The following is an 11442-nucleotide window of genomic DNA, read 5'->3' as shown; positions in this document are numbered from 1 at the left end:
CGCATACATGCCGAGACCCATCGCAGCGCCGAGCGCCGCCGCCAAAAATTTCTTCATCCTTCTTCCTCCCATCAAAAACAATGACCTGCGGAACAAATGCTGTTCCATGCCTTTCCATTATAATTCAAACGATAAAAATTTGCAATATCCTTAAAGCTCCGCGGATGAAATGAAGCTGCCCGAATTTTGGAAAATGCAGCGCACAGGACATCCGCGTTTCCCTCAGATCACATACTCCTCGCAAAGCGCCCGGTAGCGTTCCTCGCCCTTCTCCGTCAACAGGTAGTAGCCGCCCGAGCGTCGCACGATGCCGGCTTCCTTCAGTCTCTCGCTGACGCGCCGCATCTCCCTTTCGCTCCAGCGCAGATGCTCGGAGATGTCGCGCACGGCGTTTTCCTCGCTGTAAAGGTTCTCGGCGGTATGCGTGCCAAGATGGATGATCAAAAGCTCCTCCTTGAGCCGCGCCTTGCGCCGTATGCGCTTCAAGCGCCGCGTAATCACGCCCTTTGGATGGACGAATACGGCGACGACATAGATGAGCATGTTGACGAGTGCGCACATGCCCGCCATTGAGGCATTGAAGTGAAGCGCAAGACCGTAGCCGACGGCGCTGCCGAGGACGCCGAAAAACACGGCGAGGAAAAGCGCGTGATGCAGACGCTTCGTGAAGAGCAGCGCCGCAGCCGCGGGCGCGATGAAAAACGAGATGACGAGGATCGAGCCGACGGCATCGAACGCCGCGACCGTCGTCAGGGAGATCAACGTCATGAGCGCATAGAAAATCGCGCCCGTCGCCATGCCGATGAGACGCGCGTTCTCCTCGTCGAAGGTCGAGAGCTTGAGTTCCTTATAAAAGAGCGTGATGAACGCCGCATTGACGAGGAAGATCGCGCCCATCTTGACGGCGGATGCCGCGACCTCATGCCCGAAGATCGTCACCGTATCAAGTCCCGCGTAGACGACCTCACCCATCAGCACCATGTCGGTGTCGAGATGCACATTGCCCGCATACTTGCTGATGAGGATGACGGCGAGTGAAAACAGCATCGGAAAGACGATGCCGATCGCGTCGTCGCTCTTCGTCGTCTTCGTCTTTCCCAGAAGCTCGACGAGCAGCACCGTCACGACGCCCATGAGCGCCGCGCCGATCAAGAGCCACGGCGACGAGAGGTCGCGCACGAGGAAGAACGCCAGCACGATGCCGAGGAGTACCGTGTGGCTGATCGCATCCGCCATCATCGAGAGGTTGCGCAGAAGCAGAAACACGCCGGGCAGGGCGCACGCCGCCGCCGTCAGAGCGAGCACGAGCAAAGAATCCGTCATGCCTCTTCCCTCCTTCCGCGCTTTCTGAACACGCCCCGCTTGCCGAAGAGCATGGACAAAAAAGCGATGGCGGAAGCCGCGAGGATGATGCTCGGTCCCGTTGACATCCCCTGCTCCAGCGTGCTCACATAAGTACCGGCAAGCGCTGAGACGACGCCGAATACGGCGCTCAAGAAGAGCACACGCACAAAATCGTCCGACCATTGGCTCGCCGCGACGCATGGGATGATGAGGAACGAGCTGATGAGGATCGCACCGACCGCCTTGATACCGATGCCGATGACAGCGATCGTCAAAAAGGGCAGGAGAACCTGCAAAAAGCGTACAGGCAGCCCCACGGCACGCGCATACTCCGCATCAAAGACGAATACCTTCAATTCCTTATAGAAGCAGAAGAGCAGCGTCGCGCAGAGGGCGGCGACAAGAGCGATGAGCTTCACATCGGCTTCGAGCATATACGCCGCCTGCCCGAAGATGTACGTCTCAAGCCCCGCCTGCGACGCGCCGCGATAGGCTTCGTTCCCTTGAATGAAGCTCTTCAAGACCATGCCGAGACCGAAGAAGCCCGAGAGGAATACGGCAAGGTTGGCATTGAGTCCGACGCGCGTGTTCTCATTCGCCGCCTGAATAGCGAAGAAAGTGACGGCAGCAGCAGCCATCGCGCCGACGAGAAGCACGGCGGGACTGCGCGTCGAAAACGCCATGAAAGCGAGGACGACGCCCGGAAACGTCGCATGTCCGATGGCGTCGCCGATGAGGCTCTGCCCCTTGTAGACGCTCAAAGCGCCGACAGGCGCCGCGACAGCTGCGAGAAGCGCCGTGCCGAGAGCAATGATCTGAAAGGTGTAATTCAGCAGCGTGTCCATCGTCATCGCTCCTTCGGGCGGAAAGCGAGCGCAAGCGCCGCCTCCTTGTCCATATCCTTCAAGTAGCCGCTCGCCTTGATCGTGCGGTTCAGAACGACAAGATAATCGAAATACATGTCGAGCGTCGAAAGATCGTGATGCACGGCGATCACCGTCTTGCGCGCCTTTTGCAGCGCGACGAACTTGTCCATAACGATGCGCTCCGTCGTCTCGTCCACGCCCGCCAGCGGCTCGTCCATGATGTAGAGATCGCTCTCCTGCGCGAGCGCGCGCGCGATAAAGACGCGCTGCTTCTGTCCGCCCGAAAGCTCCGAGATCTGGCGCTCGGCGAGTTTTTCGAGCTGCATCTCAGCGAGCGCCGCCCTCGCCCTCTCGCGATCTTCCTTGCCCGGGCGGCGCACGAGCCCGATATGCACATAGCGCCCCATGAGCACGACATCGAACACCGTCGTCGGGAAATCCCAGTTGACCGCGCCGCGCTGCGGCACATAGGCGATGCGCTCGCGCACCTCGTCGATCGTCTTGCCCCAGATGCGCACATAGCCAGCGACGGGCTTTTCAAGACCGAGAACCCCCTTCAAGAGCGTCGATTTTCCCGCGCCGTTCGGCCCGACGATCGCACATCGCACGCCCGTCGGCACATCGAGATCAATGTCCCAGAGCACCGCGCTCTCGCGGTACGCCATCGTCACATCTTCCACATGAAGCAGCATCTTTTCTCCCATATTCCGCCCTCTTTCCCTAGAATCAGCCAACTCAAACGCACCAACCGACAAAAGCAAAAAAGGGCGGTCGCCCGCCCTTTTTGCCCTTTTCCTTACTTCAGATGACTGACGATCAGATCGACGTCAAAACGATACATGTCGATGAACGTATCTCCCTTCTGCCCTGCGGGTGCGAGCGAATCGGAAAACAGTTCATTCCCCTCGCCGCCGACGATCTCGACATCGAAGCCCTTCGATTTGCATATTTCCTGCAGCTTCTTCATGCGCTCGGGATTCGTCGTGCTCTCGGCAAAGACCGCCTTGACCTTGTGCTCAACGATGAAGTCTGCGGTCTTTTCAATGTCGGCATTCGCCACCTCGGAATTCGTGCTCACGCCCTGCGGCGCGACGACCGTCATGCCATAGCTCTTCGAGAAATAGTTGAAAGCGTCGTGCGGCGTGACGAGGTTGCGCTTGCCTTCGGGAATCGAGGCGATCTTCTCCTTGACCTCGGCGTCGAGCGCATCGAGCTTGGCGAGGTATGCAGCGCAGTTCGCCCGGATCTCCTTCTCATGCTCGGGCACGAGCTTGGAGAGACTGTCTGCCGCCTTCTCCGTCGCCTTCTTGTAGAGCGCGATGCTGAACCAGAAGTGCGGGTCAACGACGCTCTCGCCGTCCTCTTCCATGCGCAGTACAGCGTCCGTCGGGAAATCCGCCGTCACCGCCGTACCGCGCTTTTCGAGAATTTCGACCATCTTGCCCTCGAAGTGCAGTCCGTGGTAGAGCACGAGATCGGCATCCTTGAGCTTTTTGAGGTCTGCCGGCTGCGCGACGTAAAGATGCGGATCCTCACCCGCCGGAATAATGAGATCGACATCAACATAGTCGCCCGCCAGTTCCTTCGTCATATCGGCGAGGAATGACGTCGTGACCGTCACCTTCTTCTTTGCGCCCGCCGATGAGTCTCCCGACGCACCGCCGCATCCCGCTGCCAGAAGCGCCGCCGCAAGGCAGAACGCCAGCAGGAACATCCCCTTGCCGCTTCCCCGAACCATTCTCTTCAAAAAATTCATACTGCACCTTCTTCCTTTAATTTCTTAGCATGTAGTATAACATGTTTCTCGGAGTATGTAAATGAAATTAATTATCATTATTTTACTTATCCTGTAGACTTTTAGAGATAAGATTCATCTATGATGTCTCTCGCCGCATTTTCATAGACAAAAACAGCATGAATCTCCTATCGGAAACTCATGCTGTCGGATTCCTTGCAGCCATTGCCTCATGCAGAATGCTCCTTCCCGCAAAGAGGCATGCGCCTATTCAGTACTTCCTTAAACTTTTTCGCACTTCTTCGCCAAGAAGCCGAAATGCCGTAGCGCATACAAAGGTTGATACTGCCAAAACAACTGTGCTCATCATGAGAACCTCCTATATTCATCCAAATCAATCACACCCTACTTCAAAGTCAATCTTTGCAGGGTCAAATTTCCAATGCGTCCATATAAGCAGCGCCCCGCTCCATTTCGTATGTAAGGGAACCTGTTTACATCTCTTATTATACACCACAATCATATTTTGTCAAATATAATTTTATAAAATTTTATTTCTCTATATTTTATTTGCTTATATTGTATTTATCTGCTAAAATATCAAAAAAAAGAATCATTCTATGGAGATGTTGTCAATGGCAAAAAAGGAATTCGATCCTCTTCTTCTGGAAAACCAGTTTTGTTTCCCGCTTTATGCTACGGGGCGCAAGATCGTCGCTGCCTACAATCCCTTTCTGAAAAAGATCGGCCTTACCTATGCACAGTACGTCACGATGATGGTGCTCTGGGAAGAACATACCGTCACCATGCACGACCTCGGCAAGCGTCTGTACCTTGACTCCGGCACCCTGACGCCCGTGCTCAAGAAGATGGAAAGCATGGGCTATCTGAAGCGCCGCCGCAAGGCGGACGATGAGCGCGTCGTCGTCGTGGAGATCACGCGGGAAGGGGAAGCCCTGCGCGAAGAAGCAGAAAAGATTCCCTATGCGATGGGCTGTTTGGTCAATAAAAAAGGTACGCTGTTCACGCTCGAAGAAGCCGAGGCGCTCAAAGAGCAGCTTTATCGTATTCTTCGCGCACTGGAATAACGCAGCATAGCGTCGCCAGCCTATTGACAATTCAGAAAAACCGACTAATATAGAGGATATACTTGATTAAAGCAGATAAGTTTCCACGATAAAGGAGAGATTCATCATGAGTGAAAATTGCAGCAGCAGCGGCTGCAGCAGCTGTTCTTCAGCAGGCGGCTGTGGCAGCGCACAGCAGGAGCCGCAGAGCCTTTTGACCCCGCCGAACGAACGCAGCAGCGTCAAGCGCGTCATCGCCGTCATGAGCGGCAAAGGCGGCGTCGGCAAGTCGCTCGTCACCGCACTTCTCGCGACCGTCATGGCGCGGCGCGGGCATCGCGTCGGCGTGCTCGACGCCGACATCACGGGGCCTTCGATCCCGAAGGTCTTCGGCGTCAAGGGTGAGGTGCAGAAGGCATCCGCCGATTCTGCCGGCATCCGACCCTTGAAGAGCGCGGGCGGCATCGACGTCATGTCGATCAACCTGCTTTTGAAAGACGAGTCCGACCCCGTCGTCTGGCGCGGTCCCATCGTCGCCGGCGTCGTGCAGCAGTTCTGGCAGGACGTCGTCTGGGAAAATGAGGACTATCTCTTCGTTGACATGCCGCCGGGAACGGGCGATGTTCCCTTGACCGTACTCCAATCGCTGCCCATCGACGGCATCATCGTCGTGACCTCGCCGCAGGAACTCGTCTCCATGATCGTCGAAAAGGCTGTTAAAATGGCGGCTCTAATGAACGCCCCCGTGCTCGGCATCGTCGAAAACATGGCGTACTTCAAATGCCCCGACTGCTCGAAGGAGCATAAAATCTTCGGCGACAGCCATATCGAAGAGATTGCCCGCGACTACTACCTGCCGCTTCTCGCGCGCCTGCCGATCGAGCCGAAGCTCGCCGCGCTCTGCGACGCCGGCAAGATCGAATCGTTTGAAGGCGACTGGGTCGATGCGGCAGCGCTGCTCCTCGAAGAGCTTCCCGAGCACGATGCAGCCGAAGTCGAAGACTTCCAAGCATAATATACGCGAAGACCCCATACAAAAAGGGCTGTTCATGCGTCGAATTCGACACATGAACAGCCCTTTATATCTTGCTGCTCGCCGGATTTCCCTGCGGAATCTACGTCTCAGCGCTTAGAAGCTGAAGCGCACGCCTGCGTCCACACGCCAATGATCATGAACGTCCGTACGGAACGATCTTGTGTAGCCGGTATAAGCATACGCCCTGTCGCTCAAAAGAACGCTGCCGCCCGCTTCCAATTCCATCCATGTATCTTTCAAGGAAACATGCGTGCTCTTCGGCGTATAGCCCGGCTCATGATAGCGCACATCAAGGTCGCCGGCAAATTCATGCGCCAGACCCAGCTTCAAAAATACGTTGCTCGCTTTCGTTTCCTGACCGATCCCAAGTCCCAGCTTGCCGACAGCACTGTTGAAAGCATCCTGGCGCACATGCAAGATATTGCTGCCGTTGCGTGCGGTGCTGTCATCGCCCTGCAGATGCCCCAACGTCAGCTCGGCGCTCGGCTCGATATAGAAGCCGCCGGGCTGCGCAAAGCGTTTGCCGTATTCTGCGCTCGCTGAAATGCCAAAGTTCTTATGATCCCCTTGCAATTCGACGGCGCTGTTACGCACGGTAAAATCACCGCTCAAGCGGTTGGCACGCACGATAAGGTCGAGATACGAGCCATCCTTCTGCTGCTTGACGCCATAAACCGCCAATCCCACAAGGCGGTCATCGGCGCTCGAGCCTGCGCTGCTGCTCTTCATCTTGCCGTAGTCAACGAGCGCGCCAACCGTCCAATCCTTGACGTCACGATCATAGCCCACCTGTACGATGCCATAGCTCTGACTCATATCGACGCCTTGATCGTTCATGAACGTCTTGCCGCCCAAATATTTGACCCATGCGCCGCGCTCCGCATTCTTCAAACGCAGCTCACCCATGCGCCGCGCAAGATCGTTGTTGTTGTTGCGCCATGCCAAAGCACCTGCGGTCAGCGCCGTTTTCGTCTCTCTCATGATCACGGTTTCACTCGGACCATAGGTGACAGAGGGCGGCAGCTCTTGATAGGCATATTGCCCCTGCCCGTTCTCGCGCTTATAGGTCATACTTTCCGTACGAAGTGCTGCGCTCGGCGTCGTCAGACCTTCTGCGATCTCCACCTTACCTTTGAGATTCTCTTCCCCATCTTTATAGGCGCTGTAGAAGAGCTTCTGCGCCAAGGCATGGAGCGCTGCATTGACCTTGTTCTTATCCTCCGGCGCGCCCGAGCTTGTATCGAGACCTGCAGCATCGGTGCGCAAGGTGATGCCGCTTCCCGCTGCAGCCTTCTTGATCACGACGTCGCCGCCCTGAATCTTCGTCGGATCGGCTGCATCATGCTTATATAGCACCTGCGTATAGCCGCTGTACTTTTCCACTTGAATCGGGCGCTCATCTTCCTGGAAAATGCGTCCTGCCATCTCCGGCGTCGCGCCGCCCATAAGAGAAAGCACCTTGCTGCCCGTGAATTTATGCGTTACGCCGCGCCAAGGTGTTTCGGGCAGCATCGCGCCCCATGTGGCATTATGCCACGTAGCGCCGTTTTGCAGGTACATGCGCAGCCCCGTATTTTCACGAATCGCCTTTTTGTCCGGCTCATTCTTGCCATGCTCTTTGAAGTCGTCCAATACAACGCCATGAAAAACAGAATCCGCCGTTGTCAAACCCAGATTAATCGTCGTCGGCGAAGTTCCTGTGATCTTTCCCGTATCTTCTTCACGATCAATGAGACCGATATTTCCATAGATTTTGGTTGAACGATCGCCGGCGCCTATGACATTCCCTGCGGCATCGAGACGCACATTCATGTGAATGACGCCCTCTTCCGCATTTAAGGAAAAGTGCGGCAAATTATCATCCTTCTGCGTGCGTATCACGCCGCCGCCTTTGATCGTGATGAGCGAACGACCGCCGGCATGAACGCCCGTACCATCGACGTCAACATCAGCATCCCCGTTGATTGTGACGCGACTGCCCGCTTTATCATTATCGTAGTTCAGTCCCGCAAAAATTCCGTTGACATAGTAGTGCCGCAAAAACGCCGGCGGACGATGCTCCGAAGCTGCAGCCTGCTCCGGTACGCGCACATGGATTTTCGCATTGCCGTTGATTACGACATTGCCGTGATGCGTAGTAGCGATGCCGTTGGTGAATGTCGGATCCACGTCGCCCGTCGCATCGGGATCTTTATAATATTTGCTCTTCACGTTAATATCAACATCACCGTTCACGGTAACGGTCGCATTCTTTGTCTGATCGGACGCACAGACGATGCCGAAGGTCTCTTTACCGCCGCCGCTCATCTGGGTTGAATCCACATTGAGTATGAGTTTTTTTACCGTGATATTGACATCCTTGACCTTTTTGTAATTGTGACCTGCTTTGAAGTGGCGTCCGCAATAACTCTGCACGCCGAACTCGTCCTTGGAATTCAGCGTGAGCGTGACATCCGGCGCATTGAGGCGAATCAGATTTTTTTCCCCTGTGATCGACTTCACATTCAAGATGCTGTCTTTGCCAAATTCATACGTTTTTCTGCTGTTGTCCCAAACCTTGTATTTCGTAAAATCACTGCTGCCGCCAAAGGCAAAGCCCCCATCTATACGCCCTTTATTGAACTCCGTACCGGTCTGCTCCGCCGCCAAGGCAGACGAGCTGATGCCCAAGCTCAACAAAACACCTGCCGTCAAAAGGCTGTACCTGCTCTTCTTCCATTTCTTGCAAAAACTTCGCATCATATTCCTCCTATGAACGATAAAGAAAACATATAGTATAAAATAATTTTATATTATACTTCCATAAGGAATAATAATGCACTTATAACTCGTATGTCAAGATTAGATTAGATTTTAATTAAAATAAAGTAGCTTTGACGGTCCTCTTCGATAAATTTTCTTCATAAGAACAACCGTCGCAAATATCTGCCAAGTAAATACTTATATGTATAGATACTTGCGACAATCCGACGAACTTCATTTTATCCCCCATTTCTGAAACAGAAAAACTCCGGCAGGAGACGATCTTTCCTGCCGAAGTTTTCTCTATGCTTCACGCTCTCCTGAGAGCGTGATCTTACCGGGACGCAGAGGCGCCCAGAGTTTTCCCATCAGATTGAAGCGCGCGGGAGCGTCGAGCGTCATGTGCGTATATTCCTTGCCCTCTTGATAGTTGGATGCAAAGGCTTCCTTCATGCCGCAGAAGCGATGACGCTCCTCATTATAGATGAGCGCCGGATTCGGCACGACGTGATAATCGTCTGCATCGCCATCCTTCTTAAGCGCCCAGAAGTCGCCCTCGTCGCGCGATTCAAAGGTCGGCGGTGCGTTCGGGTCGAGCTTTCGCGCTTCGGGATTCGTGCAGGTGAACGTCTGGATGGGGAACTCCGCCAAAAGACTGCTGAGTCGAGCTTCGCGCAGCGCCGCATCCTCTATGCCGTTCGCCTCGCCGTATGCTTCCATGAAGTGTTCCAGCGGCGTCAGCACCTTCGCAGGTGCTGCTCGCACTTCCGGCTCCGGCTCCGGCTCAACCACGGGCAGAGGCTCGAAGGGAGACGCCAAATCTTCCTGCGGCTCCGGCTCGAAAGCCTCCTCGCCATAAACATGGCGGCGCAGATCGCGAACCTCCCGTTTCAGCTTGGTATAGCCGACAATCCCCAAGATGATCAAAGCGAGGAGCATGAAGATCAGAAATGCTTCAATCAAAATCGTCACATGGTAAAACTCCTCGACATCTTCGAGCAGCATACCGACAACACCGCGCAGCTGTTCAAGCTCCTGCGGATCGACGCGCGCAGCGAGCGCGTCCGCGCTCATTCCTGCCAAAAAGCCGACGGCAAGAGCAGCCGTCCGCCGCCCTGCCCGCTTCATCCGACTCTTTTTCATTTCCAATATTCCTCCCGCACGGCAGGACGCTCTTCGCCGAAGAAACAGCGAACCGGCTTGCCGCTCTTTTCTCAACCGGCGCTCTTGCAAAAATACTTTGCCTCAAACTCCGCAACCGGCATGGGCTTTGCGAAGAAATAGCCCTGGAACATGTCGCAGCCGAGCGACCGCAGATGCTCGACCTGCTCCTTCGTTTCCACGCCCTCCGTGATGACGCGCATCCCGAGCCATTTCGCCATAGCGATGACGGCGTTCAAGATGACGGAACTGCGCTTGGCGTTGCCTGTCTGACGCAGGAAACCCATATCAATTTTCAAGATGTCCGCCTCGATGTCCTTGAGCATCGAGAGCGAGGAATAGCCGCTGCCGAAGTCGTCGATTTCCACCTCGAAGCCTGCGCCCTGAAGGCGGGCGATGAGTTTGCGATACTTGTCGATGTCGCCCATGAGCGCCGTCTCCGTGATCTCCAGCTTCAGATGCTTGGGATCGATGCCGTACCGCTTCACAATGTCTGTCACCGTCTGGTAGATATCGAGATGAAGCATATCGTTGACGGAAATATTGACGGATATCGTCAGCCCTTCCTTTTCCGTGCCCTGCCAGCTTTTCAGGATTGCCGCCGCTTCTTCCCAGACATACTGATCGAGACGATGGATCTGCCCCGCATTCTCCAAGATGCCGATGAACTGCCCGGGCGCAAGGATGCCTTTTTCCGGATGATTCCAACGCACGAGCGCCTCCGCGCCGAGAAGCTCCCCCTCGGCGGATACCTGCGGCTGCAGATAGACGGCAAGCTGCCGTTCCAATATCCCATCGTCGAAACTGCCCAAGATCTCTTTCTCGCGCAGTGTGCGCTCCATGAGCGCGTCATTGTAGAACTCCACCTTGTTGCCGTTCTCGCTGTGTACGAGCGAGAGCGCGAGATGCGCGCGGTCGCACATGACGGCGATGGGCATCTGCACCTCTTGGATCTCATAGATGCCAAGATGGATACTCAGCTTGAACATGCTGCTGTCAAACGTCCTGCTCAAAAGCTCAAGACCTTCCCGCAGGTCATGTTCCGTGAAGCGTTCCTTGTCCACATAAGCGGCGAAATGATCGCCATGCAACCGACCTGCAGCGCCCGAATCCATAGCGAGATCGGAGAAGAATTCCGCCAGGCTCTTCAAGATCTCATTGCCCTTCTCCTCGCCCATAAGCTCATTGACGAGTTTGAAATCCTTGATGTTCGAGCAGATGATGTAGTGTCCGCCTTTCATGCCGTAGTCAAGCTCTTCGCGCACAGCGCCGTAGAAGCCCTCGCGGTCGTACAGTCCCGTGAGCTTGTCGCGCGGCCAGGAAAGCTCCGCGCTCTCTTCCTCGGACTCCGCATGCGTGTCACGAACGGCATAGTAGTATCCCTTGTAACGACCGTCGGCGTCGAAGAGCTTCGACATGGTTACCCGATAGATGAACTTCTCTCCTTCGAGAAAAAAATCCTGCTCCCATGACGCAACGCTTTCCCACGGG

At 55.1% G+C, this 11442-nt stretch carries 9 protein-coding genes; 2 read left to right on the top strand and 7 right to left on the bottom strand.

Annotated features, from left to right (window positions below; all coding sequences use genetic code 11):
• Positions 1-222 precede the first annotated feature (222 nt).
• From ACTTKG_RS05985 to ACTTKG_RS05970, 4 genes are all read right to left on the bottom strand, one after another.
• Positions 223-1323, bottom strand: a complete 1101-nt coding sequence (locus tag ACTTKG_RS05985) for a metal ABC transporter permease (RefSeq protein WP_442673337.1) — start codon at positions 1321-1323, stop codon at positions 223-225.
• Positions 1320-2189, bottom strand: a complete 870-nt coding sequence (locus ACTTKG_RS05980) for a metal ABC transporter permease (RefSeq protein ID WP_442673336.1) — start codon at positions 2187-2189, stop codon at positions 1320-1322. The genes ACTTKG_RS05985 and ACTTKG_RS05980 overlap by 4 nt, the downstream gene beginning before the upstream one ends.
• A 2-nt stretch (positions 2190-2191) precedes the next feature.
• On the bottom strand, positions 2192-2914 hold the full coding sequence (locus ACTTKG_RS05975) for a metal ABC transporter ATP-binding protein (protein WP_442673335.1): 723 nt from the start codon (positions 2912-2914) through the stop codon (positions 2192-2194).
• Positions 2915-3006: 92 nt separating this feature from the next.
• A complete protein-coding gene (locus ACTTKG_RS05970) occupies positions 3007-3966 on the bottom strand; it encodes a metal ABC transporter solute-binding protein, Zn/Mn family (protein WP_442673334.1) in 960 nt (319 codons plus the stop codon).
• A 614-nt stretch (positions 3967-4580) separates the two neighbouring features.
• Here ACTTKG_RS05970 and ACTTKG_RS05965 point away from each other — a divergent pair.
• Complete coding sequence (locus tag ACTTKG_RS05965) at positions 4581-5033, top strand: MarR family winged helix-turn-helix transcriptional regulator (RefSeq protein WP_442673333.1); 453 nt, start codon at positions 4581-4583, stop codon at positions 5031-5033.
• A 106-nt stretch (positions 5034-5139) separates the two neighbouring features.
• Positions 5140-6027 carry a P-loop NTPase gene (locus ACTTKG_RS05960; RefSeq protein ID WP_442673332.1) on the top strand — a complete coding sequence of 296 codons (888 nt, stop codon included), beginning with the start codon at positions 5140-5142 and terminating at the stop codon, positions 6025-6027.
• Between the two features lie 114 nt (positions 6028-6141).
• On the opposite strand, the gene ACTTKG_RS05955 is transcribed toward ACTTKG_RS05960, so the two are convergent.
• From ACTTKG_RS05955 to ACTTKG_RS05945, 3 genes are all read right to left on the bottom strand, one after another.
• Entirely contained in the window at positions 6142-8790 is a 2649-nt protein-coding gene (locus tag ACTTKG_RS05955) for an autotransporter outer membrane beta-barrel domain-containing protein (protein ID WP_442673331.1), read from the bottom strand.
• A gap of 303 nt (positions 8791-9093) precedes the next feature.
• Positions 9094-9933: a LapA family protein gene (locus ACTTKG_RS05950; protein WP_442673330.1), complete on the bottom strand. Its 840-nt coding sequence runs from the start codon at positions 9931-9933 to the stop codon at positions 9094-9096.
• Between the two features lie 71 nt (positions 9934-10004).
• The coding region (locus tag ACTTKG_RS05945) for a putative bifunctional diguanylate cyclase/phosphodiesterase (protein ID WP_442673329.1) at positions 10005-11442 on the bottom strand (1438 nt) is incomplete at its 5' end.

It is taken from the genome of Selenomonas sp. (assembly GCF_052169755.1).
In the GTDB taxonomy this organism is placed as follows: Bacteria; Bacillota; Negativicutes; order Selenomonadales; family Selenomonadaceae; genus Selenomonas.
The sequence above is the reverse complement of the archived record's forward strand: the minus strand, read 5'-3'. Positions and strand labels throughout refer to the sequence as shown.

Excerpts from the sequence above, each read along its gene's own strand:
- ACTTKG_RS05985 (WP_442673337.1), bottom strand. The coding sequence starts at position 1,323 with ATGACGGATTCTTTGCTCGTGCTCGCTCTGACGGCGGCGGCGTGCGCC.
- ACTTKG_RS05960 (WP_442673332.1), top strand. The coding sequence starts at position 5,140 with ATGAGTGAAAATTGCAGCAGCAGCGGCTGCAGCAGCTGTTCTTCAGCA.
- ACTTKG_RS05970 (WP_442673334.1), bottom strand. The coding sequence starts at position 3,966 with ATGAATTTTTTGAAGAGAATGGTTCGGGGAAGCGGCAAGGGGATGTTC.
- ACTTKG_RS05980 (WP_442673336.1), bottom strand. The coding sequence starts at position 2,189 with ATGGACACGCTGCTGAATTACACCTTTCAGATCATTGCTCTCGGCACG.
- ACTTKG_RS05950 (WP_442673330.1), bottom strand. The coding sequence starts at position 9,933 with ATGAAAAAGAGTCGGATGAAGCGGGCAGGGCGGCGGACGGCTGCTCTT.
- ACTTKG_RS05965 (WP_442673333.1), top strand. The coding sequence starts at position 4,581 with ATGGCAAAAAAGGAATTCGATCCTCTTCTTCTGGAAAACCAGTTTTGT.
- ACTTKG_RS05975 (WP_442673335.1), bottom strand. The coding sequence starts at position 2,914 with ATGGGAGAAAAGATGCTGCTTCATGTGGAAGATGTGACGATGGCGTAC.
- ACTTKG_RS05955 (WP_442673331.1), bottom strand. The coding sequence starts at position 8,790 with ATGATGCGAAGTTTTTGCAAGAAATGGAAGAAGAGCAGGTACAGCCTT.